Here is a 23,606-nt window from a genome sequence, read left to right as displayed (position 1 = left end):
ATCGAGAATCAAGCTTCTGGCCAAAACGCCCGAATCCCCGCCACACCCTGAGCCCCAACACCCCAAGCCTTCTCGCGTTCCGCCGGCCCTACTCCACCGAGCAGAAACACCGGTTTACTGAAATCGTCGATCAACGCCTGCGCCTGCTCCCACCCCAACGGCTGTGCATCCGGGTGCGTCAGCGTCGGCTGCACCGGCGACAGGGTGACAAAGTCGACGCCCATCTGCTCGGCCAGCGCCAGCTCTTCAGCGTTATGGCACGACGCCGCGAGCCAGCGCTCCGCCGGCAACGGACGCCCTGCCGCTGCGTATTTACGCAGTTGCGCAGCGGTGATGTGCCAACCGGCAGATGGGAAATCGCCGAGCCATTCGAACGGCCCTTTGATCATCAACTGTGCCTTGCCCGCACACAGGCCCACCGCATCGACCGCCAGATCACGGTATTTCGGGTCGTAGCCGTTGGGTGCGCGCAGCTGGATCAATTTGATTCCGCCGGCGATCGCCTTCTGGATGCCGCGCAACAAGGCCGGGCCTTCCAGATCTTCCGGAGTGATCAGGTATTCGGCAGGCAAGCGCGCCGCCGCGACGATCGGCTGATTGGCCGCCGGGAACTCGTAGTTGATCAATTCCCTGGCAGTGACCCAAGCCAGTGGCTGACCTTCCGCGCCGTGGGGTTCGCCGCTGAATGCCGAGACTTCCCAGACATCCAGCAACACCTGTTTGTCCGGGTAATCGTGGCGAACCTTGATCAGCGGACGCGCAGCATCAACGACGATGCCCAGCTCTTCGTGCAGCTCACGAGCCAGTGCCGATTCGACCGACTCGTCAGCCTCGACCTTGCCACCGGGAAATTCCCACAAGCCGCCCTGATGCTGGGTGTCGGCACGGCGGGCGATAAGGATTTTGCCGGCGCCGTCACGAATGACGGCAGCGGCGACGTGGACGCGTTTCACGGGTTCAATTCCTCCAGTCCAGCCTTTTGCCACGCTTTGAAGGCGGGCCATTGGTAGACGGTTTCAACATAAGCTTCGTCGACTGCCGGCAACTTCACCTGATAGGTGCGCAGGCGCACGGCGATCGGCGCGAAAAAAGCGTCGGCGAGGCTGACACGACCGAACAGGTAAGGCCCCTCTTCCGTCGCTGCCGCGCGGCATTCGGCCCACAGCGCGAGCATGCGTTCGATATCGACCTTCACTTCTGGCGGCACCGGGTTCAGCGGTGCGTCCTGGCTCAGGTTGAACGGCATGTGATTGCGCATGGCGAAGAAGCCGCTGTGCATCTGTGCGCAGGCCGAGCGGGCCTGGGCGCGGGCGAAGGTATCGCTCGGCCAGAGTTGCTCGGACGGAAACTGCTCAGCGAGGTATTCAGCGATGGCCAGCGAATCGGCAATCGTGCCACGGGTGGTTTGCAGCAGCGGCACCTTGCCGGTCGGCGAATGCTTGAGCAGGCGCTCGCGGGTGTCGGGCTTGCCGAGCTTGATCAGCTCTTCGCTGTAGGGTGCGCCGGTCAGTTCAAGCGCCAGCGCCGCACGCAGGGACCAGGAGGAAAGCAGTTTGTCGCCGATGATCAGGTGCAGGGACATGGTGTGGCGCCTTTTCGTCAGAGGAATGCTTCTGAATGGGTTGTGTCCGGATCGCCGCTTTCGCGAGCAGGCTCGCTCCCACAGAGAACCGAGCTGCAGCGAGAATACCCTGTGGGAGCGAGCCTGCTCGCGAATGGAGCGGCTCGGTCCCGGATCAGGTCAAGTACGGTATTCAGCGTTGATCTTCACGTACTCATGCGACAGGTCGGTGGTCCAGATGGTTTCGCTGCAATCGCCGCGCCCCAGTTCGATGCGAATGGTGATTTCTTCCTGCTGCATCACCGCCGAGCCCTGGGCTTCAGTGTAGGTCGCGGCGCGGGCGCCACGGCTGGCGATGCACACGTCGCCGAGGAATACATCAATCTTGCTCACGTCCAGGTCCGGCACACCCGCACGGCCGACGGCGGCAAGGATGCGGCCCCAGTTCGGGTCGGAGGCAAACAGCGCGGTCTTGATCAGCGGCGAATGGGCCACGGTGTAACCGACGTCCAGGCATTCCTGGTGGTTGCCGCCGCCATTCACTTCAACGGTAACGAACTTGGTCGCGCCTTCGCCGTCACGCACGATGGCCTGGGCGACGTCCATGCACACTTCGAACACCGCTTGCTTCAGCTTGGCGAACAGCTCGCCTTCAGCGCGGGTGATCTCAGGCAGCGCGGCCTTGCCAGTGGCGATCAGCATGCAGCAATCGTTGGTCGAGGTGTCGCCGTCTATGGTGATGCGGTTGAACGACTTGTTCGCACCGTCGAGCATCAGGTTGTGCAGCACGTCGCGGGAGACTTTGGCGTCAGTGGCGATGTAACCGAGCATGGTCGCCATGTTCGGGCGAATCATGCCGGCGCCTTTGCTGATGCCGGTGACGGTGATGGTCACGCCGTCATGCTCGAACTGGCGGCTGGCGCCCTTCGGCAGTGTGTCGGTGGTCATGATGCCAGTGGCGGCGGCTTCCCAGTTATTCTCCGACAGATCATCCAGCGCAGCTTGCAGCGCGCCTTCGATCTTCTCGACCGGCAGCGGCTCGCCGATCACGCCAGTGGAGTACGGCAGAATCTGGCTGGCATCGACGCCGGTCAGCTCAGCCAATTTAGCGGTGGTGCGCTCGGCGGCAGCCAGGCCCGGTTCGCCGGTGCCGGCGTTGGCATTGCCGGTGTTGGTCAGCAAGTAACGCACGGCGTTCTGTACGCGCTTTTTCGCCAGGATCACCGGCGCGGCGCAGAACGCGTTCAGGGTGAACACGCCAGCCACGGTCGAACCTTCAGCACAGCGCATCACTACCACATCCTTGCGCCCCGGACGCTTGATGCCGGCCGAGGCGATACCGAGTTCAAAACCGGCAACCGGGTGCAACGTTGGCAAAGGACCAAGACCAACAGCCATGAATGCGCTCCTTACTCAATGATGTCAGCACCGTCACGGAAAAGGACGGTGGGATAAATGGCAAAACGCCGCGACGGCAGGAGCCGGTCGCGGCGCGGGGTGTTCAGCGATTGAAACGGGTTTTACTGGATCTGCCCGTGGCAATGCTTGTATTTCTTGCCCGAACCGCAGTAGCACAGTTCGTTGCGGCCCAGCTTCTGCTCGTTGCGCACCGGGGCAGCGGCAGTGGCGAGAGCCACATCGACCTCTTCACCCAACGCTTCCGGCTGATCCAGCCCAGGCGCTTCGGCGTGTTCGAACTGCATGCGCGCAGCCAGTGCTTCGGCTTCCTGACGCAGGCGTTGCTCTTCGGCTTCCGGATCTTCGCGGCGCACCTGAACGTGCGAGAGCACGCGGATCGAGTCGCGCTTGATCGAATCGAGCAGCTCGGAGAACAGCGTGAACGACTCGCGCTTGTATTCCTGCTTCGGGTTCTTCTGCGCATAGCCACGCAGGTGAATGCCGTGACGCAGGTGATCCATGGTCGACAGGTGGTCTTTCCACAGGTCGTCGAGTACGCGCAGGACGATCTGCTTCTCGAACGAGCGCAGCGCCTCGGCACCGGCCTGATCTTCTTTCTCGTTGTACGCCGCCATCAGCTCGGTCATGAGCTTCTCGCGCAGGGTTTCTTCGTACAGGTGATCGTCTTCGTCGAGCCATTGCTGGATCGGCAGTTTCACGCCGAAATCGCTTTCGATCGACGCTTCCAGACCGGCAACGTCCCACTGTTCTGGCAGCGATTGCGGCGGAATGTGCGCGCTGACGGTAGCGTTGAGCACGTCCTGACGGAAATCGGCGATGGTCTCACCGATGTTGTCGGCGGCCAGCAACGTGTTACGCATGTGATAGATCACTTTACGCTGTTCGTTGTTGACGTCGTCGAACTCGAGCAGTTGCTTGCGGATGTCGAAGTTGCGGCCTTCAACCTTGCGCTGCGCCTTCTCGATCGCGTTGGTCACCATGCGGTGTTCGATCGCTTCGCCCGGCTGCATGCCCAGAGCTTTCATGAAGTTCTTCACCCGGTCAGAGGCGAAGATGCGCATCAGGCTGTCTTCCAGCGACAGGTAGAAGCGGCTCGAACCGGCATCGCCCTGACGGCCGGCACGGCCACGCAGCTGGTTGTCGATACGGCGCGATTCGTGACGCTCGGAAGCGATGACCTGCAAGCCGCCGGACTCCAGCACCTGCTGGTGACGCTTCTGCCAGTCGGCCTTGATCTGGGCGATCTGCTCAGGGGTAGGGTTTTCCAGCGAAGCGACTTCCACTTCCCAGTTGCCGCCCAAGAGGATGTCGGTACCACGACCGGCCATGTTGGTGGCGATGGTCAGCGCACCCGGACGACCGGCCTGAGCGATGATTTCGGCTTCTTTTTCGTGGAACTTGGCGTTGAGAACCTTGTGTTCGATGCCTTCTTTGACGAGCAATGCGGACATGTGCTCGGAGGTCTCGATGGTCGCGGTACCCACCAGCACCGGACGACCGGCCGCCATGCTTTCCTTGATGTCGGCCACGATCGCCGCGTATTTCTCTTCGGCGGTGAGGAACACCAGGTCGTTGTAGTCTTTACGCGCCAACGGCTTGTTCGGCGGAATGACCATGACTTCCAGACCGTAGATCTGGTGGAATTCGAACGCTTCGGTGTCGGCGGTACCGGTCATGCCGGACAGCTTGGTGTACAGACGGAAGTAGTTCTGGAAGGTGGTCGAGGCCAGGGTCTGGCTCTCGGCCTGGATGTTCAGACCTTCCTTGGCTTCGATGGCCTGGTGCAGGCCTTCGGACAGACGACGACCCGGCATGGTACGACCGGTGTGTTCGTCGACCAGTACGACCTGACCGTCCTGGACGATGTATTCGATGTTGCGGTTGAACAGCTTGTGCGCACGCAGACCGGCGTAGACATGGGTCAGCAGACCGAGGTTGTGCGCCGAGTACAGGCTCTCGCCTTCGGCCAGCAGGCCTACGCGGGTGAGCATTTCTTCGATGAACTGGTGACCGGCTTCGTTGAGTTCGACCTGACGGGTCTTTTCGTCAACGGTGTAGTGACCGGCCTTGGTGACCTGGCCTTCGACTTCCTCGACGTGCAGTTCCAGCTGCGGGATCAGCTTGTTGATCTCGGTGTACAGCTTGGAGCTGTCCTCGGCCTGACCGGAAATGATCAGCGGGGTACGCGCTTCGTCGATGAGGATGGAGTCGACTTCGTCGATCACGGCAAAGTTGAGTTCGCGCTGGAATTTTTCATCCATGCTGAACGCCATGTTGTCGCGCAGGTAGTCGAAACCGAATTCGTTGTTGGTGCCGTAGGTGATGTCGGCGGCGTAGGCGGCGCGCTTCTCTTCCGGCGGCTGGAACGGCGTCACGACGCCGACGGTCAGGCCGAGGAATTCATACAGCGGGCGCATCCAGTTGGCGTCACGGCGGGCCAGGTAGTCGTTCACGGTCACAACGTGCACGCCCTTGCCGGACAGTGCGTTGAGGTAAACACCCAGGGTGGCCACGAGGGTCTTGCCCTCACCGGTGCGCATTTCGGCAATCTTGCCTTCGTGCAGGGTCATGCCGCCGACGAGTTGTACGTCGAAGTGGCGCATGCCCATCACACGCTTGCCGGCCTCGCGGGCTACGGCGAAGGCTTCCGGCAACAGCTTGTCGAGGGTTTCCCCTTTGGCAATACGGGCCTTGAACTCGGCGGTCTTGGCGCGCAATTGATCGTCCGAAAGGGCCACCATTTGCTCTTCGAAGGCATTGACGAGCTGCACCGTCTTGAGCATGCGTTTGACTTCACGCTCGTTCTTGCTTCCAAAAAGTTTCTTTAACAAAGGCGCAAACATATCGGCAGGATCTTCCACACTAAAGGGATGGAGGGCGGCCCCGTGAGTCGCCCGTGCAGCCCTCATGGCCGCATGCGAACGAGCATTCTACCCGGAAACGGTGGTGAGGAAAGTGGCGATGTTCCACGATGCTGGCACTGCGCTTTGACGGGGCTCACTTAAAATAGGGACGTTTTGCTCAACTTCAACCCGTCGGGGGAAAGAAGTCAGGCGTTGATTTAATGAGCAAATCAGGGACAAAAGCAATGGCCCAGAGGTTCCGCAGCTTTCTGCTAACATGGCGCCTCTGTTATCTCAGGTGTTCAATCATGGCGTTTCGCCCTCTCACGGCCAGAGCACCCGCCGTTCTGTTACGTGAAGCCAAACCGCTCAAAGCCATCCTCGGCCATGCCCAGCGCCTGGAGCATTTGCAGCGCCTGCTCGAAAGCCAGCTGCAACCGGCCGCCCGCGAGCATTGCCGGGTGGCCAAATGGCGCGAAGGCGAGCTGTCGCTGGTGGTCACTGACGGCCATTGGGCGACGCGCCTGCGCTATCAGCAGAAACGCCTGCAACGGCAGCTGCAATTGTTCGAAGAGTTCGCCAACCTGTCGCGGATCAAATTCAGCGTGCGCCCGCCGATCATTCAGCACCGGGCGGTTGGGCACACGATGGATCTGTCGAGCAGTGCGGCGGAGACGATTCAGTCGACGGCCGACGGGATCAGCGATCCGGGATTGCGCGCGGCGCTGGAGCGGCTGGCGGCGCATGCCAAAGGTAAAGCCTGAAGTAAAAGCAAAAGATCGCAGCCTTCGGCAGCTCCTACAGAATGAATGCATTTCAACTGTAGGAGCTGCCGAAGGCTGCGATCTTTGCTTTTAGCGGCGCTTGCTGCCGCCCAATAAAGACCCCATCAACCCGCGCACCAACTGCTTGCCGAGATTATTGGCCGCCTGACGCATCGCCGATTTCAACGCCTGCCCTGCCGCCGTGCCGAGGAATTCTCCCGCACGATCAGCCAGGCTCGGCTCTTCGGCTGCGGCTTTGCCTGCCTGTGTTTCGGCCTCGGGCGCCAGCCCTTTGCGTCCCATCAAGATCTCATAGGCCGACTCACGATCGATCGGCTTGTCATAGCGGCCCTTGAATGGCGAGCCGGCGATCAGCACGGTGCGCTCGGTTGCAGTCAGCGGGCCGATCCGCGACTGCGGCGGTGCCACCAGCACGCGCTGAACCATTTCCGGCGTGCCCTTCTCGGTCAGCGTGCCGACCAGCGCCTCACCAATACCTAACTCAGTCAGCACCGACAGACTGTCGAACGCCGGATTCGGCCGAAAGCCATCCGCCACTGCCCGCAGGGATTTCTGCTCTTTGGCGGTGAACGCACGCAGGCCGTGTTGAATGCGCAAGCCCAACTGCGCCAGCACGTCATCCGGCAGATCCGCCGGCGACTGGGTGACGAAATACACGCCAACACCCTTGGAACGAATCAAACGCACCACTTGCTCCAGGCGTTCCTGCAACGCCTTGGGCGTGTCGCCGAAGAGCAAGTGCGCTTCATCGAAGAACAGCGCCAGCAGCGGCTTGTCAGCATCGCCGCGCTCGGGCAGTTGCTCGAACAACTCGGCCAGCAGCCACAGCAGGAACGTTGCGTAAACCTTTGGCGCCTCGTGCACCAGCCGACTGGCGTCGAGCAGATGGATGCGTCCACGCCCATCGGCGGTGGGTTGCAGAATGTCTTCGAGTTGCAGCGCCGGCTCGCCGAACAGGGCTTCGGCGCCCTGCTGTTCCAGTGTCGCCAAGCGGCGCAGCAGCGCCTGGCTGGAACCGGTGGTCATCAGCGCCGCGTCTTCGCCCAGCAGCTGCGGATTGTCCTTGAGGTGATTGAGCAGCGCTTTCAGATCCTTGAGATCCAGCAACAGCAAGCCTTCGCGATCCGCCACCTTGAAAGCCGCGTACAACGCCGACTGCTGACTGTCGGTCAGCTCGAGCAGGCTGCCGATCAGCAGCGGGCCCATTTCGCTCAGGGTGGTGCGCAGCGGATGTCCGGACTCACCGTGGATGTCCCACAGAGTCACGGGATAAGCCTGCGGCGTGTGACCGAGCCAGGGCATGCCGGCGATGCGCTCGGCCACTTTGCCCTGCGGGTTGCCGGCAGCACCTAGGCCGCACAGGTCGCCCTTGATGTCAGCGGCGAACACCGCCACACCGGCATCGCTGAATGCTTCGGCCAGGCGCTGCAAGGTCACGGTTTTACCGGTGCCGGTAGCGCCAGCGATCAGGCCGTGGCGGTTGGCCAGGCGCATGGCCTGAGCAATGGGTTGCGCGGCCGGATCAGCGCCGATAACGAGTTGCAAGGAGTCAGGCATTTTCTCACCCAATGGTTAATCTTTGATGACACATGGCCGATACATAAATTGGACAGACCCGTCAGAAATTCGGGTCGGACATTTCCCTAAGGAGAGCCGGAAATTTCAGTTTTTCAACCTTGCCCATAGTGCGCGCCTCTATCAAAGCACGCCCAGGACATTAAGACCTTAGCGGAACCCCAAGCCATGAACAAAAACCTGCGCTTCAGCCATAAGATTTTGCTTGCCGCCGCGCTCATCGTCATTGCCGCTTTCGCCTCGTTCACGTTGTACAACGACTGGCTGCAACGCAATGCGATCCGCGATGACCTGAACAACTACCTCAACGAAATGGGCGAGGTCACCGCCGGCAACATCCAGACCTGGCTCAGCGGGCGCATCCTGCTGATCGAGAACGCCGCGCAGAACATCGCCATCAACCCGGAACCTGCCACGGTCGCCAGCCTGCTCGAACAGAAAAGCCTTACTTCGACGTTCATGGCCACCTATCTGGGCGATGCCACCGGGCATTTCACCATCCGCCCGGATGTGAAAATGCCGGACGGTTTCGATCCGCGCGTCCGCCCTTGGTATAAAGGTGCCGAGAGCAGCAGCACCTCGACCCTGACCGAACCCTATATCGATGCGGCCACCGGCCAGCTGATCATCTCCATCGCTACCGCGTCGAAAAAGGCCGGCCAGAGCGTCGGCGTGGTCGGTGGCGACCTCAGCCTGCAATCGCTGGTTGATACCCTCGCCGCGCGGGATTTCGACGGCATGGGCTATGTTTTCCTGATCAGCGCCGACGGCAAGATCCTCGTCCATCCGGACAAGGCCTTGGTGATGAAGTCGCTCAAGGAAGCCTACCCGCAGGACACCCCGCGCATCAGCAGCGATTTCAGCGAAGTGACGGTTGATGGCAAAACCCGCATCGTCACCTTCGCCCCGATCAAGGGCCTGCCGTCGGTGAACTGGTACATCGGCCTGTCCATCGACAAGGATCAGGCCTACTCGATGCTCAGCGAATTCCGCACCTCGGCGGTGATCGCGACCATTATTGCCGTGGCGATCATCATTGCCCTGCTCGGCATGCTGATCCGCCTGCTGATCCAGCCACTGCACGTGATGACCCGCGCAATGGAAGATATCGCGGACGGTGAGGGCGACCTGACCAAACGCCTGAAAATCGTCAATAACGACGAATTCGGCATCCTTGGCACCGCATTCAACCGCTTCGTCGAGCGTATTCACGGCTCGATCCGCGAAGTGTCCTCGGCCACCGGCCAGGTCAACGAAGTCGCCCTGCGCGTGGTCGCGGCGTCGAACTCGTCGATGTACAACTCCGATCAGCAAGCCTCGCGCACCAGCAGTGTTGCCGCCGCGATCAATCAGCTCGGCGCCGCCGCCCAGGAAATCGCCCGCAACGCTGCCCAAGCATCGAATCAGGCCAGCGACGCCCGGGGTCTGGCCGAGGATGGCCAGCAAGTGGTCGAGCGCAGCATCAAGGCGATGAACCAACTGTCGAGCATGCTCAGCGCGTCGAGCACCAACATCGAGTCGCTGAACAGCAAGACCGTCAACATCGGCCAGATTCTCGAAGTGATCACCAGCATTTCCCAGCAGACCAACCTGTTGGCGCTGAACGCGGCGATCGAAGCGGCGCGTGCCGGTGAGGCCGGTCGCGGTTTTGCCGTGGTGGCCGATGAAGTGCGCAATCTGGCGCACCGCACGCAGGAATCGGCACAGCAGGTGCAGACCATGATCGAGGAGCTGCAAGTCGGCGCCCGAGAATCGGTGAGCACCATGAGCGACAGCCAGCGCCACAGCCAGGACAGCGTCGAGATCGCCAACCTCGCCGGCGAACGCCTGAACAGCGTGACCCAGCGCATCGGCGAGATCGACGGAATGAACCAGTCGGTGGCGACCGCGACCGAGGAACAGACTGCGGTGGTCGAGTCGATCAACGTCGACATTACCGAGATCAATACGCTGAACCAGGAGGGTGTCGAGAACCTGCAAGCGACATTGCGCGCGTGTTCGGATCTGGAGCAGCAGGCTTCGCGTCTCAAGCAACTGGTGGGCAGCTTCAGGATTTAAGCTGCGGCGACTGGCCACTTCGCGAGCAGGCTCGCTCCCACAGGGAAAATGCATTCCATTGTGGGAGCGAGCCTGCTCGCGAATATCTACCTTTCAACGAAACCCGACTGACACCCCACCGCGCAATCCCGACCGAACATCTATTCTGGATAACGGTCAACCAAGGGAGAACAACACAGCGGAGGGTTGCTCACCGTGCATATCGCCGACATCACCATGTTCTACGCCCCGGCCAGCGGAGGCGTACGGACTTATCTGGATGCCAAACACCGTCGCCTCGGCGACCGCAACGCCATTCGTCACAGCCTGCTGATCCCCGGCGCACGACTGGGTGAACATGACGGTATCTACACGGTACCAGCGCCCGCCCTGCCCTTCGGCAAAGGTTATCGCTTCCCCCTGCGCCTGGCGCCTTGGCGAAACGTCCTGCAGGATTTGCAGCCGGATCTGATCGAAGTCGGCGATCCCTATCTCACCGCATGGGCGGCCCTGGATGCGCGGCGGCAGCTGGATGTGCCGGTGATCGGCTTTTATCACTCGGATCTGCCACTGCTGGCGGGCAATCGCATGGGCCATTGGGTCACGCCGAATGTCGAGGCTTACGTGACTCGTCTGTACGGCAATTTCGATCGTGTGCTCGCGCCGAGCCAGGTTATGGCCGACAAGCTCATTGGGCTTGGCGTGCGCAACGTCCATGTGCAGCCGCTGGGCGTCGATCTGCACACCTTCCATCCCGACACCCGCGACCCGGGCCTGCGTGCCGAACTGGGAATTGCCGAAGATACCCGCCTGCTGATCTTTGCCGGGCGCGGTTCCAAGGAGAAAAACCTGCCGGTGCTGCTCAAGTGCATGCAACGTCTCGGCCCGCGCTATCACTTGCTGCTGGTCGGCTCGTCGATGCCCGCTGCGGTGCCGGACAACGTCAGCGTCATCGACGAATTCTGCCCGGCGCCGAAAGTCGCGCGGCTGATGGCCAGCGCCGATGCGCTGCTGCATGCCGGCGACCAGGAAACCTTCGGACTGGTCATCCTTGAGGCGATGGCCTGCGGCATTCCCGTGGTGGCGGTTGCGGCCGGGGCGTTTGAAGAGATCGTCAACGATTCCTGCGGCCTGCTCTGTGCACCGAATAATCCGCAGGCCATGGCCAACGCCGTGCGTGAGCTGTTCAGTCGCGGCTGTGATCGGCTCGGCCGTCAGGCGCGCCAGCACGTCGAACGGCATTACGCCTGGGACACCGTGGTCGACAGTCTGCTAAGCCACTACCACGCCGTGCTCGGCCATACGCTGCCACGGGTGGCCAATGGTTGAAGAAATGAAAGCTGTTTGCCTGGTGTTGCATGATGTGGCGCCCTCGACCTGGGCGGATTACCAGCCCTTCGTCGAGGCTGTCGATGCCTTGGGTGATGTGCCGATGACGTGGCTGGTGGTGCCGGACTTCCATCGCCACGATGTCCTTGATGCCACCCCTGAGTTTCGCCGGGTGCTCGATGCCAGGGTCGCCCGAGGCGATGAACTGGCGCTGCACGGTTACTACCACGACGATCAGGAACCCCTGCCGAACAACCCGCGCGACTGGTTCATGCGCCGGGTCTACACCCATGAAGGCGAGTTTTATCGCTTGTCCCGCGAAGCAGCCCTCGCCCGCCTGCACGCGGGTCTGGAAATGTTTCAGCGCTACGACTGGCCGGTGCACGGCTTCGTCGCCCCGGCCTGGCTGATGAGCGACGGCACCCGCCAGGCCTTGTGCGAATTGCCGCTCAGCTACACCAGCGATCCGCAGCACCTTTATCGCTTGCCCGACTTCAGCGCCATCGCTGCACCCGGGCTGGTGTGGAGTGCGCGCAGTGCCTGGCGGCGCGGCTTGTCGAAAATCGTCAGCGACCAGCGTGAACAGCGCTGGCGCGAGGCATCGGTGATTCGCCTGGGCCTGCATCCGGTGGACATGCGTCACCGTTTTTCTCGCGATTACTGGTTGCACACGCTGCAACGCCTGCTGGCGGAGGGACGCGTGCCGCTGACCAAAATCGACTGGCTGGCCCGACAGCGCGGACAACTGGAACGCGCAGCATGAAGCGCAGCCTGTTATTGCTGATCGGCCTGCTCGCGGCGGTGCTGATTCCGGTACTGCTCGGCGGTGGTGAAACCTGGGCGCGCCTGCGCAGTTTTCCGCTGCACTGGCTGTTGATCATGTTCGGCATGATCCTGCTGTGCTGGGGCATCAATACGTTGCGCCTGCGTTTGTTGCTTGGCGATCAGCGTGAAAAGGTCGCGCCGTTGAAAAGCCTCGGCGTAGTGATGGCGGCCGAGTTCGCTTACTGCGCCACGCCTGGCGGAAGCGGCGGACCGCTAACCATCATGGCGTTGCTCGCGCGCTGCGGCGTGCGTCCGGCGCGGGGCAGCGCAGTGTTTGCCATGGATCAGCTCAGCGATCTGCTGTTCTTTCTCTGCGCCCTGAGCGGGATCCTGATTTACGCGCTGTTCCAGCACCTGAGCGATCGTCTTGAATGGCTTCTGACGGTCAGCGCCGTTTCGCTGTTCGGCGGTTTGTTCAGTTGCGTATTGATTGCGCGTTATCACCGCGCATTGATCCGCCTGAGCGGGCGGCTGTTGGCGGGAATGAATGTCACGGCGCGCACTCGCCGACGCTGGGCGCGCAAGTTGCTGCACTTTCTCGCGGCGTTTACCGATACCTTGAAGTTGCCTTGGCAGACGCTGGTTCAGGTGTTTGCCCTGACCTGCGTGCACTGGCTGCTGCGCTACAGCGTCTTGTATCTGGCCTTGCGTGGGCTCGGTGCCGACTTGCAGTGGGCATGGAGTTTTCTGGTGCAGATGCTCTCGCTGGGCGCCGGCCAGTTCAGTTTGTTACCCGGCGGCGCGGGAGCGGCGGAATTGACCTCGGCCGCGTTGCTCGCGCCGATGGTGGGCAAATCCACCGCAGCGGCGGCGATCCTGATCTGGCGGGTGGTGACGTATTACTTCTATCTGCTGGTTGGCGGGCCGGTGTTCGTGTTGATGCTGGGCAAGCCGTTGCTGAAGAAGCTGATGAACGTCAGGCAGGCTTCTTAGGTTCGTCCTGCTCTTGCTGGAGTTGCTCCCAAAGCTCGGCGGCACCGGGGAATTCGGTGCCGTCGTCCGGGCTCATGTCCTCCGGGTCGTAACGACTCAGGCAACCTTCACCAAGGGTGGCGGGCGCTTTTGAAGTGGCTTTGTCCAGTAGATCGCTCATGGCTTTTCCTCGGGCTCAAATGACAAGGGCCTGGACGATTCAACGCCCAGGCCCTTGGTTTTTCAAGCGTGGCGTGCTCGATCAGAACACAACCGTCTTGTTGCCGTGCACCAGCACGCGGTCTTCGAGGTGATAACGCAGGCCGCGGGCCAGCACCATCTTCTCGACGTCACGGCCGAAACGCACCATGTCTTCGATGCTGTCACTGTGGCTGACACGCACCACGTCCTGCTCGATGATCGGGCCGGCGTCCAGCTCTTCGGTCACGTAATGGCAGGTTGCGCCGATCAGCTTGACGCCGCGCAGGGACGCCTGGTGATACGGCTTGGCGCCGACGAACGAAGGCAGGAAGCTGTGGTGAATGTTGATGACCTTGTGCGCGTATTCGCGGCACATGTCCGGCGGCAGGATCTGCATGTAGCGCGCCAGCACCACCACTTCGGCGTCATGCTGCTTGACCAGCCGCGACACTTCGTCAAATGCAGGCTGCTTGTCCTGCGGATTGACCGGCACGTGGTAGTAAGGGATGCCGTGCCACTCGACCATGCTGCGCAGGTCGTCGTGGTTGGAGATCACGCAGGAGATTTCGCAATCCAGTTCGTCGCTGTGCCAGCGGTGCAGCAAGTCGGCCAGGCAGTGGGATTCGCGGCTGGCCATCAGCACCACGCGCTTTTTCTGCTCGGTGTCGGTGATGCGCCAGTCCATCGAGAACTCTTCGGCGATCGGCGCGAACTTCTCGCGCAACTCTTCGATACCGAACGGCAGGGAATCGGCACGGATTTCGTGACGCATGAAGAACCAGCCCACTTGATTGTCAGAGTGGTGGCTCGCTTCGGTGATCCAGCCGTTATGAGAGGCCAGAAAATTACTGACTTTGGCAACGATGCCAACGCGGTCCGGGCAAGATATCACCAGCCGAAAAGTGCGCATGAGGGGGAAACTCCAGAACTTCACAAAGGCCGCCATTCTAGCGACTGCGCAGGAAAACTGCAGTACGCATGCGCGCCGGGCGCAACGAAGCTCGGCGAAACGGCTTTCTGACGCGGGCCTTCGTCAAGACCGTGACGCTTTAGCGAGGCTTTTGTCAGACAACTGTAAATATCTGTGCTGACTGCATCACATTATTTAACTGAACATTCAATTGACGGCTAACTCCTGTAACTCATTTAAATAAAAAGCCGATCTAAATGTTTACTTGATGAAACAGCCTGACTATTATTGCGGCACTGTCCCCTGTCATTCAGCATTCTACAAAAGGTAGTACTCATGTCCTTGATCAACGAATATCGCGCCACCGAAGAAGCTATCAAAGAGCTGCAAGCCCGTCTGAAGAACCTGTCCGAAGACGACAAACTGCAAGCCGAACTGGAATTCGAAGGCAAACTGCGCACGCTGATGGGTGAATACTCCAAGTCGCTGCGTGACATCATCGCGCTGCTGGATCCTGAAGCCAAATCCAAGGCTCCACGTGGCGGCGCAGTAAAAACTACCGGCACCAAGCGCGCGCGCAAAGTTAAGCAATACAAAAACCCGCACAACGGTGAAGTCATCGAAACCAAAGGTGGCAACCACAAGACTCTGAAAGAGTGGAAAGCCAAGTGGGGCGGCGACGTGGTTGAAGGCTGGGCTACCCTGCTGGGCTAAGCCGCAACATTTCGCCGAGCGATCCGCGAACAAAAGAACGCCAGCTTGCGCTGGCGTTTTTTTATGCCCGTAAATTAATTCCGGGTATGTTCGATTTCAAAGATTCAAACGTTTGCGTAATGCCTGGACATAGTTCTGCCAGTCATTGAGGACCTCTCTCTGCATTGGCGTCGCATTAAGCGACCATTGCTCAGCGGCTTCGATAAATGACTGCACGGTATTCGGCGCACCTGCCTCGGGTTGCGTCAGACGCTGGCGACAAAATAATTTCCAGCGTTCCTGCTCGGCCACATCCAGGGTGTCTGGAAAGTTGCGCGCTCGATATCGAAAAAGTAGTTCGGGCAAACGTTCATCATCGAAAGGCCACTGTTCTTGCGCCAACTGCGCAGGATCGGCCGTTCGAACTTGTTCGCATAGACGCCGATCACGATCACCGATAAATCCATCGTACAACTGCTGCTCGGGATCTTCGCTGGGAGTGAAATCTTCGCTGGCATAAATCGTTGCGATTTTATCTTTCCAGACTTGTTGTGCGTCAGTTAGTCGCACTGCCCGCTCCTGATATAGCGCCATGTCCAGCCCAAGGCGCTGCTGGTCTTGTGCGCGCAATACCGCCAGCGGCGCTACAACCGGGCATCGATTGATATGAATCAGCTTGAGCGGCACCGGCAGTTCACCTTCGGCCAAGTCATCACGGCGGGTATACAAGCGCTGGCGCAGAGTTTGCGCATCGAGGTCCAGCAGCCCCTGCGGATCGAGATGCAAGTCACAGACGATCAAGGCGTTGCGATTCTTCGGGTGCCAGGCCAGTGGCAGCACCACGCCGACATAACTGCGTGCCGCCGAGAAACGCCCGGACACATGCACCAGTGGCTGCAACAGGCGGACCTGGTCCATCACCTTCTGTTTGCTGCGCAACTGGAACAGCCACTCGTAGAGCTTGGGTTGTTTCTCGCGAATCAACCGCGCCAGCGCGATGGTGGCGCGCACATCCGACAGGGCTTCGTGAGCGTGCCCGTGATCGATATTGTTGGCCGCCGTGAGGCGTTCGAGCTTGAGGGTCACGCGGCCTTCATCATCGGTCGGCCAGACCAGACCGTCCGGGCGCAATGCGTAAGCGGCGCGCACCACATCAATCAGATCCCAGCGACTGTTGCCACCCTGCCATTCACGGGCATAGGGGTCGAAGAAATTGCGATACAGGCTGTAGCGGGTCATCTCGTCGTCGAAACGCAAGGTGTTGTAACCGGCGCCACAGGTGCCCGGTGCGGCCAGTTGCGCATGCACGCGAGTCATGAAATCGGCTTCGCTCAGACCTTTTTCAGCGAGCTGACCGGGGGTGATGCCAGTGATCGCGCATGCCGCCGGGTGCGGCAGGATGTCTTCGCTGGGCTGGCAATAGAGGTTGACCGGCTCGTCGATCTCGTTGAGCGCATGGTCGGTGCGAATCCCGGCCACTTGCAGCGGTCGGTCGTTGCGCGGATTGATGCCAGTGGTTTCGTAGTCGTACCAGAAGATTGAAGTCACGGGCGAATCCTGAACAGAAGATCGGCGAAGTCTAGGCGTTTCAGGGTTGCCACGGCCAGCATGGTCGCCCTCGAACAGCAATTTCTCCAGATTCCTACAGGTGAATCGCATTTTCCCTGTGGGAGCGAGCCTGCTCGCGAAAGCTTTCTATCAGTTGCAAATGCGCTGACTGACCCACCACATTCGCGAGCAGGCTCGCTCCCACACCCGAGAGGCTGCTAGCATCAGGCGCACTTGCACCCCGAACAGGCGAACATCAGGTAGCCCATGCTCGAGCCCACAGCACCGCGAAGGAAAGCACCGCTGGATACGCGCCATCAGGTCGAAACACCGGAAGGCATCGACCTGCCGTTGCGCCCTGCCGGATTGATGGTGCGCGCCGTGGCGTTTGCCATCGATCTGGGCATTCGCGGCTTGATCCTCGGCGTGCTGTTTATCGCACTGGCGTTTCTCGGCAAGCTCGGCATGGGCCTCGGTTCCTTGCTGCTGTTTGCCATCAGCTGGTGGTACATGGTGTTGTTCGAGGTGCTGCGTCAGGGCCGCTCGCCGGGTAAGCAATGGCTGGGTTTGCGCGTCGTGCACGATGACGGCACGCCGATCGGCTGGTCGGCCTCGCTATTGCGCAACCTGCTGCGCTTTGTCGATCTACTACCCTTCGGCTATTTCCTCGGTGCGCTCAGTTGCCTGCAACACCCGACTTTCAAACGCCTCGGCGATATTGCCGCTGGCACCCTGGTCGTCCACAGCGAACGCCTGCTGAGCCGACCGCAATTGCCTGATGCAGAACCTCGTCGCTGCCCTGTCCCACTCACCCTGAGCGAACAACGCGCCGTGCTCGGCTTCGCCGAACGTCAGGCCGAGCTGTCTCCCGCACGGGTCAATGAGTTGGCGGCGTTGCTGGCCCAGCCGCTGCATATTTCGGCACCCAAAGCGGTGTCCGAACTCAACGGCATCGCGCGCGGTTTGTTGGGGCCGACCCCATGAAGCAGAGCCTGTTCGAAAGTCGTCACAAGGCGGAATGGGAGCACTTCGCCTTGGCGCTCGAACGCCTTGAACAGGGCAAGGACACCGCGCAAGTGGCGGCTTTCCCCAAGGCTTATCGTCGCCTCTGCCAACATCTGGCCCTGGCCCAGGAGCGCGGCTACAGCAGTTTTCTGATTGATTCACTGCAGCAGCAAGTGCTGCGCGGCCACCAACAGCTGTACCGGCATCGCAGCCGCCTCGGCGCGCAAATCCTTGCGTTCATCCTCGCCGACTTCCCGCGTCTGGTGCGTGAAGAGTGGCGCTTCGTAGCTGTCGCCAGCCTTCTGTTCTTCGCCAGCCTGATCGGTTTCGCCGTTGTGGTTTATCTGTTCCCGGAACTGATCTACAACCTGATCCCTGCCGAACAGGTGCGCGAAATGCAAGGGATGTACGACCCCGTTGCCGGCCACCTCGGACGCTCGGCCGAGCGGGCGGCGAGCGAAGACTGGGTGATGTTCGGCTATTACGTGATGCACAACACAGGCATCGCCTTCCAGACGTTCGCCAGCGGTTTGCTGATGGGTGTGGGCAGTGCATTTTTCCTGCTTTACAACGGCATGATCATCGGCGCGGTGGCGGGGCATCTCAGCGAAATCGGTTTTGGCCAGACCTTCTGGTCGTTCGTCATCGGTCACGGCGCATTCGAACTAACGGCGATTGCCCTCGCCGGAGCGGCGGGCCTCAAATTGGGCTGGGCGCTGATCGCACCGGGCTGCCTGACACGCGGCGAGGCACTCCGGCTGGCTGCGCGCAAGAGCGTGTTGCTGGTGTGCGGGGTCATGCTGTTCCTGCTGATCGCTGCTTTTATCGAGGCTTACTGGTCGTCGAAAACCAGTGTCACGCCGCTGACCAAATACGCCGTCGGCACCGCGCTGTGGCTGGCCGTCGCGGTGTATCTGCTGTTTGCCGGAAGGACCCGCCATGCGCCTGAGTGACGCCAGCGTAGTGATCCGCCCGCGCACGACCTGGGAAGCCATGGACCTGGGCGTATTGATGAGCCAGCAGCATCGGCGATTGTTGATGAGCAGTTGGGCGATCGTCACCCTGCCGCTGTTCTCCCTGCTCAGCCTGTTGCTGTGGGATTCGCCATCGCTGGCGGTGTTCATTTTCTGGTGGCTGAAACCGGCCTTCGAACGCCTGCCGTTGTACATTCTCTCCAAAGCGCTGTTCGGCGAAACCCCGACGCTCAAACAAGCCCTGCGTGAATGGCCGCGCCTGCTCAGGCCGCAACTGTTGGCCAGTCTGACCTGGCGGCGACTGAGTCTGAGTCGCAGCTTTGTACTGCCGGTGACGCAACTCGAAGGCCTCGACGGCGAGGCCCGACAACAACGTCTGCAGGTGCTGCTGCAACGCAACGGCGGCGCCGCGCAATGGCTGACAATTATCGGCGTGCATCTGGAGACCGCACTGTGGATCGGCTTGATGCTGCTGTTCTACATGCTCTTGCCGCAGCAGATCGAAACCGACTGGGACTGGCAATCGCTGCTGCTCGCCGCCGATCAGGACTGGCGTTGGCTGGAGCACCTGACCAACGCTTTTTATGCGCTGATCCTGGTGGTCTGGGAGCCGGTTTATGTTGCCTGCGGCTTCAGCCTCTACCTGAACCGCCGCACACAACTGGAAGCCTGGGACATCGAGTTGGTCTTTCGCCGTTTGCGCCAGCGCTTGAACAAAGGCGTGCTCGGCATGTTGCTGGCGGCGTGTCTGCTGCTGCCGAATCTGCAACCGGTGTGGGCCAGCGATGCGCCGGATGCTCCTCGGTTGTTGAATCAGCCGCTGACCAGTCAGGCGTCGCGCGACAGCATCCAGTCGCTGCTCGAACAACCGCCGTTCAAGAACAAGGAAAGCGTCACCCGCTATCGCTTTGGCGACGACCCGGCAAGTCCGGCCAAAGACGCGCAAGCGGGTGAGGCACCGCAGTGGCTGAAAACCCTTCTCGGTTGGCTCGATGGTCGACACCTTGATGCCTTGGCGAACGTGATTGAGGTGCTGTTGTGGGGCGCGTTGATCGCGGCGCTGGGCTGGCTGGTCTGGCGATATCGCGAGTTTCTCCGGGCCTTCGTCAGCCGCCGACCGAGCCTGCCAGCGCGCAGCAAACCGCCGGCGTCGCCGCAAGTCTTCGGCCTGGATCTCAACCGTGAAACCCTGCCGGATGACATTGCCAGCAGCGCCGAACGCTTGTGGCTGAACGAACCTCGCGCCGCGCTGGGCCTGCTCTATCGAGGCCTGCTCAGCCATTTGCTGCACGATTTCGACCTGACGCTGAAAACCGCCGACACCGAAAACCAGATCCTCGAACGCATCGAGCAATTGCAACGCCCGGACCTGCTCGTCTACAGCCGCACCCTTACGGTTCACTGGCAGAACATGGCCTACGGACACCGGATTCCACCGGCTCATTTGCAAGCGCAGTTGTGCAACGGCTGGCGTGAATTGTTCGGCAAAGGATCCGCGCATTGAACCGGCGCATCGGCTGGTCGTTGGCTACGCTGGCGCTTCTGCTGCTGGGCGGCTTGAGCCTGTTCCTCTACCTCAAGGCCCGGCCCTATCAGGAAACCGTCGATCACGGCCCCTCGCCTGCCGCGCAAGCCAATCCTTATCTGGCGGCAGAGATGTTCCTGCGCGAACGCGGTCTTGTGGTCAACCACGCCGAGACGCTGGCGGTGCTGCCACACACCGAGCCGCACGGTCATACGCTGCTGTTGTTCGGCGAGCGCGCGCGGATGACGCCGCGTGAAGTCGATCAGGTGTTGAACTGGACTCGCGCCGGCGGACGCCTGGTGTTTGTCGCCGAGTCGCTGTGGGATGCGCAAACCGGGCGAAGTAATGATCTGCTTCTCGATAAGGTGCAACTGCATCAATCGCTGAGCAAAGACTTGAAAGATCCATCAGTGGACGTGGAAAAGGACCGCTTCCCGAAACTGACCAAGCTGTATCTGGAGGACGAAGAGGCGCCGGCCTACGCCGGTTTCGACACCGACTTCCACCTCGACGACCCGAACAATGTCGCGCAAGCCTGGGCCAACAGCGCCAAAGCCACGCACATGATGCAACGGGTGTACGGCCTCGGCACGGTCACCGTAGTCACTGATGCGGAGCTGTGGAAAACCCCGGCCATCGGCAAATACGACAACGCCTGGCTACTGTGGTACCTGAGCGCCGACACCGACGTCACGCTGATTTACAACACCGCGCACGATGGCTTGTGGACCTTGCTCTGGCGCTATTTTGCGCAGGCCATAGTCGCCCTGCTCGCCTTGATCGGCCTGTGGCTGTGGCAGGCCGGCGTGCGCCACGGTCCGGTGCAAATGCCGGCAACAGCAGGTCGCCGCCAACTGCTTGAGCATCTGCGTGCCAGCGCCGATTTCCTCCTGCGTCACAACGGCCAGCAGGCGCTGCTGCAAGCCTTGCAACAAGACATCCTTCGCCGCGCCCGCCGCCGCCATCCCGGTTTCGATCAATTGAATGTGGCCGAGCGATGGCTGGCGTTATCGCGCCTGACCCGGCAACCCACCCGCGCCATCAGCCAGGCCCTGAGCCCACGTCCGAACCAGCGTTTGTCCAGCGCCGAATTCAGCCGTCAGGTCGCTCATCTGCAAACCTTGAGGAACGCGTTATGACTGAACAGATCGAGCCCGGCAGCGTGACTCACGCTGCCCAGCAACGCCAGCGCGCCAGCCAGTTGGCGCAGGCAGTGCGCAATGAACTGAACAAGGCGCTGATCGGCCAGGAAGCGGTGGTCGACGATGTCCTGACCGCGCTGATCGCCGGCGGCCACGTGCTGCTCGAAGGTGTGCCCGGGCTGGGCAAGACCTTGCTGGTGCGCGCTTTGGCGCGTTGTTTCGGCGGCGAGTTTGCGCGCATCCAGTTCACCCCGGACCTGATGCCCAGCGACGTCACCGGTCACGCCGTGTATGACCTGCAGACCGAGCAGTTCAAGCTGCGCAAAGGCCCGCTGTTCACCAACCTGCTGCTGGCCGACGAGATCAACCGCGCGCCGGCAAAAACCCAGGCGGCGTTGCTCGAAGCCATGCAGGAGCGCCAGGTGACGCTCGAAGGGCGCGCGCTGCCGATCGCGCAACCGTTCATGGTGCTGGCGACGCAGAATCCGATCGAACAGGAAGGCACCTATCCGCTGCCGGAAGCCGAGCTCGACCGCTTCATGCTCAAGGTGCGCATGGATTATCCCGACGCCGATCAGGAGTTGAACATGGTCCGCCAGGTCTGTCGTTCGACCCGCGCCGACATGCTCGACGTGCAACCGCTGCGCACGGTGTTGCAGGCCAAGGATGTGCAAGCGTTGCAACGTATCGCCAGTGACTTGCCGCTGGACGATCAGGTGCTCGATTACGCCGTGCGCCTGGCGCGCAGCACGCGCACCTGGCCGGGGCTGACCCTAGGCGCCGGGCCGCGCGCCTCGATCGCGCTGGTGCGTTGCGCCCGTGCCCGCGCCTTGTTGCGCGGCGGTGAGTTCGTGATTCCGGATGACATCAAGGGCTGCGCGCTGGCGGTGCTGCGCCATCGCGTGCGCATCGCGCCGGAACTGGATATCGAAGGCCTGCAAGTCGATCACGTGCTTGCGCAGTTGCTCGATAAAGTGCCGGCGCCGCGCCTGTGAAACCTTCGCGTCTGCTGCTGATCTGGCTGGCCCTGCTGGTGGTCATCAGCATCGTGCTCGGCGCCCTGCAGGCGTTGCAGACCGACATCCCGTCCAGCCTGATTTCGGTCAACCGGGGGTTGCTGCTGGCGCTGTTGGCCTTGGCGGTTATCGACGCTGTGCGCCTCAGACGCCTGCCCTCGCCACGCATCAAGCGGCAGATGCCTGGCAGCCTGGCACTCGGGCGCTGGGGAGAGATAAATCTGCAAGTTGCCCATGAGTTTGCCGAGCCACTGAAGGTCAATCTCTTCGACCACGTCCCCGACGGCCTCGCGTTTGAACATCTGCCGCTGACCGTTGAGCTTCAACCTGGGCATGTCAGCCACATCAGCTACCGCCTGCGCCCCACCAGACGCGGGCATTTCAGCTTCGATCAGTGCGAAGTCAACCTGCCGAGTCCTCTAGGTTTCTGGTCAGGCAAACGCCTGCTCGGAGTCGTCGATCAGACCCGCGTCTACCCCGACTTCGCCCGACTCTACGGCGGTGAGCTGCGCGCCGTCGACAACTGGCTCAGTCAGCTCGGCATACGCCAGCGCCAACGTCGCGGTCAGGGTCAGGAATTTCATCAGCTGCGCGAATTTCGCGAGGGCGACAGCCTGCGCCAGATCGACTGGAAAGCCACCGCCCGCCAGCGCACGCCGATTGCCCGCGAGTACGAAGACGAGCGCGATCAACGGATCATCTTCCTGCTTGATTGCGGCCGGCAGATGCGCAGTCGGGACGGTGAGCTATCGCACTTCGACCATGCGCTCAATGCTTGTCTGCTGCTCGGTTATATAGCGCTGCGTCAGGGCGATGCGGTGGGGCTGAATACCTTTGCCGGTGATCAGCCGCGACACGTGGAGCCGGTCAAAGGAGGCGGCCAACTGAACGTCTTGCTCAACGCTGTTCATGACCTGGAGAGCACGCAACGTCCTGCCGATTATCAAGCTGCCGCCAGCCAGTTATTGGCTCGCCAACAGCGCCGGGCGCTGGTGGTGCTGGTGACCAATTTGCGCGATGAAGATGATCAACTGCTGGGCGCGGTCAAGCGCCTGAGCGTGCACCATCGGGTATTGGTGGCGAGCCTGCGGGAAGAAGCGCTGGATACACTGCGCCAGACCGCGGTGCAAACGCTGCCCGAAGCATTGGCCTACTGCGGCACGGTAGATTATTTGAATGAACGGGCCGAACTCCATGAGCGGTTGAATGCTCATGGAGTAGCAGTGATGGATGTTCGGTCCGCGCAATTCGGGGCCGCGCTGGTGACCCGCTACCTTGACTGGAAAAAATCCGCCACGCTCTAGCG

Annotated in this window: 20 protein-coding genes and 1 pseudogene; 13 read left to right on the top strand and 8 right to left on the bottom strand. The window is 61.3% G+C overall.

Going from position 1 to position 23,606, the window contains the following annotated elements; all coding sequences use genetic code 11:
- Nucleotides 1-8: 8 nt before the first annotated feature.
- The 4 genes from ND528_RS12320 to secA all read right to left on the bottom strand — a co-directional run bounded on the left by ND528_RS12320 (nucleotide 9) and on the right by secA (nucleotide 5,823).
- On the bottom strand, nucleotides 9-953 hold the full coding sequence (locus tag ND528_RS12320; protein WP_212616985.1) for a Nudix family hydrolase: 945 nt from the start codon (nucleotides 951-953) through the stop codon (nucleotides 9-11).
- Nucleotides 950-1,582 (bottom strand): glutathione S-transferase family protein, encoded by a 633-nt coding sequence (locus tag ND528_RS12315; RefSeq protein WP_130888828.1) that lies wholly within the window; start codon nucleotides 1,580-1,582, stop codon nucleotides 950-952. Before ND528_RS12315 ends, ND528_RS12320 begins: the two co-directional genes overlap by 4 nt.
- 159 nt (nucleotides 1,583-1,741) lie before the next feature.
- Nucleotides 1,742-2,959 carry a bifunctional glutamate N-acetyltransferase/amino-acid acetyltransferase ArgJ gene (gene argJ, locus ND528_RS12310; RefSeq protein WP_038366685.1) on the bottom strand — a complete coding sequence of 406 codons (1,218 nt, stop codon included), beginning with the start codon at nucleotides 2,957-2,959 and terminating at the stop codon, nucleotides 1,742-1,744.
- Nucleotides 2,960-3,081: 122 nt separating this feature from the next.
- Entirely contained in the window at nucleotides 3,082-5,823 is a 2,742-nt protein-coding gene (gene secA, locus ND528_RS12305; RefSeq protein ID WP_130910013.1) for a preprotein translocase subunit SecA, read from the bottom strand.
- A 308-nt stretch (nucleotides 5,824-6,131) separates the two neighbouring features.
- On the opposite strand from secA, the gene ND528_RS12300 reads away from it, so the two are divergent.
- Nucleotides 6,132-6,587 carry a DUF721 domain-containing protein gene (locus ND528_RS12300; RefSeq protein WP_263470435.1) on the top strand — a complete coding sequence of 152 codons (456 nt, stop codon included), beginning with the start codon at nucleotides 6,132-6,134 and terminating at the stop codon, nucleotides 6,585-6,587.
- Between the two features lie 90 nt (nucleotides 6,588-6,677).
- Here the strand turns inward: ND528_RS12300 and ND528_RS12295 are convergent, their stop codons facing one another.
- Nucleotides 6,678-8,165: a DUF853 domain-containing protein gene (locus ND528_RS12295; protein WP_263470434.1), complete on the bottom strand. Its 1,488-nt coding sequence runs from the start codon at nucleotides 8,163-8,165 to the stop codon at nucleotides 6,678-6,680.
- A gap of 186 nt (nucleotides 8,166-8,351) precedes the next feature.
- Between ND528_RS12295 and ND528_RS28390 the strand changes: the two are divergent.
- The 5 genes and pseudogenes from ND528_RS28390 to ND528_RS12275 form a co-directional block, all read left to right on the top strand.
- Nucleotides 8,352-9,383 (top strand): annotated as a pseudogene (locus ND528_RS28390) (HAMP domain-containing protein); the annotation flags it as partial.
- Nucleotides 9,384-9,476: 93 nt separating this feature from the next.
- On the top strand, nucleotides 9,477-10,241 hold the full coding sequence (locus tag ND528_RS28385; protein WP_400555795.1) for a methyl-accepting chemotaxis protein: 765 nt from the start codon (nucleotides 9,477-9,479) through the stop codon (nucleotides 10,239-10,241).
- A 216-nt stretch (nucleotides 10,242-10,457) separates the two neighbouring features.
- The gene (locus tag ND528_RS12285) at nucleotides 10,458-11,549 is read left to right on the top strand and encodes a glycosyltransferase family 4 protein (RefSeq protein ID WP_263470601.1); all 1,092 of its coding nucleotides are present in this window, start codon (nucleotides 10,458-10,460) and stop codon (nucleotides 11,547-11,549) included.
- On the top strand, nucleotides 11,542-12,312 hold the full coding sequence (locus tag ND528_RS12280) for a polysaccharide deacetylase family protein (protein ID WP_263470432.1): 771 nt from the start codon (nucleotides 11,542-11,544) through the stop codon (nucleotides 12,310-12,312). The genes ND528_RS12285 and ND528_RS12280 overlap by 8 nt, the downstream gene beginning before the upstream one ends.
- A complete protein-coding gene (locus tag ND528_RS12275) occupies nucleotides 12,309-13,307 on the top strand; it encodes a lysylphosphatidylglycerol synthase transmembrane domain-containing protein (protein WP_263470431.1) in 999 nt (332 codons plus the stop codon). Before ND528_RS12280 ends, ND528_RS12275 begins: the two co-directional genes overlap by 4 nt.
- Here ND528_RS12275 and ND528_RS12270 read toward each other — a convergent pair.
- A complete protein-coding gene (locus ND528_RS12270) occupies nucleotides 13,291-13,467 on the bottom strand; it encodes a hypothetical protein (protein ID WP_263470430.1) in 177 nt (58 codons plus the stop codon). The two genes, ND528_RS12275 and ND528_RS12270, sit on opposite strands and share 17 nt — an antisense overlap.
- A gap of 81 nt (nucleotides 13,468-13,548) precedes the next feature.
- On the bottom strand, nucleotides 13,549-14,397 hold the full coding sequence (gene purU / locus ND528_RS12265) for a formyltetrahydrofolate deformylase (RefSeq protein ID WP_016773477.1): 849 nt from the start codon (nucleotides 14,395-14,397) through the stop codon (nucleotides 13,549-13,551).
- Nucleotides 14,398-14,733: 336 nt separating this feature from the next.
- Between purU and mvaT the strand changes: the two genes are divergently transcribed.
- Nucleotides 14,734-15,111 (top strand): histone-like nucleoid-structuring protein MvaT, encoded by a 378-nt coding sequence (gene mvaT / locus ND528_RS12260; RefSeq protein ID WP_016773476.1) that lies wholly within the window; start codon nucleotides 14,734-14,736, stop codon nucleotides 15,109-15,111.
- A 96-nt stretch (nucleotides 15,112-15,207) separates the two neighbouring features.
- Here mvaT and sbcB read toward each other — a convergent pair whose 3' ends face one another.
- Nucleotides 15,208-16,638 carry an exodeoxyribonuclease I gene (sbcB, locus tag ND528_RS12255; RefSeq protein ID WP_263470429.1) on the bottom strand — a complete coding sequence of 477 codons (1,431 nt, stop codon included), beginning with the start codon at nucleotides 16,636-16,638 and terminating at the stop codon, nucleotides 15,208-15,210.
- A gap of 267 nt (nucleotides 16,639-16,905) precedes the next feature.
- Here sbcB and ND528_RS12250 point away from each other — a divergent pair, with 267 nt between their 5' ends.
- The 6 genes from ND528_RS12250 to ND528_RS12225 are packed head-to-tail and all read left to right on the top strand — an operon-like array spanning nucleotide 16,906 to nucleotide 23,604.
- Nucleotides 16,906-17,622 carry an RDD family protein gene (locus tag ND528_RS12250; RefSeq protein WP_263470428.1) on the top strand — a complete coding sequence of 239 codons (717 nt, stop codon included), beginning with the start codon at nucleotides 16,906-16,908 and terminating at the stop codon, nucleotides 17,620-17,622.
- Nucleotides 17,619-18,596, top strand: coding sequence for a stage II sporulation protein M (locus tag ND528_RS12245; protein ID WP_263470427.1), 978 nt, complete (start codon nucleotides 17,619-17,621; stop codon nucleotides 18,594-18,596). Before ND528_RS12250 ends, ND528_RS12245 begins: the two co-directional genes overlap by 4 nt.
- Nucleotides 18,583-20,121 (top strand): DUF4129 domain-containing protein, encoded by a 1,539-nt coding sequence (locus ND528_RS12240; RefSeq protein WP_137214018.1) that lies wholly within the window; start codon nucleotides 18,583-18,585, stop codon nucleotides 20,119-20,121. The genes ND528_RS12245 and ND528_RS12240 overlap by 14 nt, the downstream gene beginning before the upstream one ends.
- On the top strand, nucleotides 20,118-21,281 hold the full coding sequence (locus ND528_RS12235) for a DUF4350 domain-containing protein (protein ID WP_263470426.1): 1,164 nt from the start codon (nucleotides 20,118-20,120) through the stop codon (nucleotides 21,279-21,281). Before ND528_RS12240 ends, ND528_RS12235 begins: the two co-directional genes overlap by 4 nt.
- On the top strand, nucleotides 21,278-22,279 hold the full coding sequence (locus ND528_RS12230) for an AAA family ATPase (protein ID WP_263470425.1): 1,002 nt from the start codon (nucleotides 21,278-21,280) through the stop codon (nucleotides 22,277-22,279). Before ND528_RS12235 ends, ND528_RS12230 begins: the two co-directional genes overlap by 4 nt.
- The gene (locus tag ND528_RS12225; RefSeq protein WP_263470424.1) at nucleotides 22,276-23,604 is read left to right on the top strand and encodes a DUF58 domain-containing protein; all 1,329 of its coding nucleotides are present in this window, start codon (nucleotides 22,276-22,278) and stop codon (nucleotides 23,602-23,604) included. The genes ND528_RS12230 and ND528_RS12225 overlap by 4 nt, the downstream gene beginning before the upstream one ends.
- Nucleotides 23,605-23,606: the final 2 nt, after the last annotated feature.

Source organism: Pseudomonas mercuritolerans, assembly GCF_025706525.1.
In the GTDB taxonomy this organism is placed as follows: domain Bacteria; phylum Pseudomonadota; class Gammaproteobacteria; order Pseudomonadales; family Pseudomonadaceae; genus Aquipseudomonas; species Aquipseudomonas mercuritolerans.
Note: the sequence above shows the minus strand (reverse complement) of the source record. Positions and strands in the feature narration are given on the sequence as shown.

Coding starts and splice junctions, on each gene's coding strand:
- ND528_RS12315 (WP_130888828.1), bottom strand. CDS start 1,582: ATGTCCCTGCACCTGATCATCGGCGACAAACTGCTTTCCTCCTGGTCC.
- argJ (WP_038366685.1), bottom strand. CDS start 2,959: ATGGCTGTTGGTCTTGGTCCTTTGCCAACGTTGCACCCGGTTGCCGGT.
- secA (WP_130910013.1), bottom strand. CDS start 5,823: ATGTTTGCGCCTTTGTTAAAGAAACTTTTTGGAAGCAAGAACGAGCGT.
- ND528_RS12300 (WP_263470435.1), top strand. CDS start 6,132: ATGGCGTTTCGCCCTCTCACGGCCAGAGCACCCGCCGTTCTGTTACGT.
- ND528_RS12295 (WP_263470434.1), bottom strand. CDS start 8,165: ATGCCTGACTCCTTGCAACTCGTTATCGGCGCTGATCCGGCCGCGCAA.
- ND528_RS28385 (WP_400555795.1), top strand. CDS start 9,477: ATGTACAACTCCGATCAGCAAGCCTCGCGCACCAGCAGTGTTGCCGCC.
- ND528_RS12285 (WP_263470601.1), top strand. CDS start 10,458: ATGTTCTACGCCCCGGCCAGCGGAGGCGTACGGACTTATCTGGATGCC.
- ND528_RS12280 (WP_263470432.1), top strand. CDS start 11,542: ATGGTTGAAGAAATGAAAGCTGTTTGCCTGGTGTTGCATGATGTGGCG.
- ND528_RS12275 (WP_263470431.1), top strand. CDS start 12,309: ATGAAGCGCAGCCTGTTATTGCTGATCGGCCTGCTCGCGGCGGTGCTG.
- ND528_RS12270 (WP_263470430.1), bottom strand. CDS start 13,467: ATGAGCGATCTACTGGACAAAGCCACTTCAAAAGCGCCCGCCACCCTT.
- purU (WP_016773477.1), bottom strand. CDS start 14,397: ATGCGCACTTTTCGGCTGGTGATATCTTGCCCGGACCGCGTTGGCATC.
- mvaT (WP_016773476.1), top strand. CDS start 14,734: ATGTCCTTGATCAACGAATATCGCGCCACCGAAGAAGCTATCAAAGAG.
- ND528_RS12250 (WP_263470428.1), top strand. CDS start 16,906: ATGCTCGAGCCCACAGCACCGCGAAGGAAAGCACCGCTGGATACGCGC.
- ND528_RS12245 (WP_263470427.1), top strand. CDS start 17,619: ATGAAGCAGAGCCTGTTCGAAAGTCGTCACAAGGCGGAATGGGAGCAC.
- ND528_RS12240 (WP_137214018.1), top strand. CDS start 18,583: ATGCGCCTGAGTGACGCCAGCGTAGTGATCCGCCCGCGCACGACCTGG.
- ND528_RS12230 (WP_263470425.1), top strand. CDS start 21,278: ATGACTGAACAGATCGAGCCCGGCAGCGTGACTCACGCTGCCCAGCAA.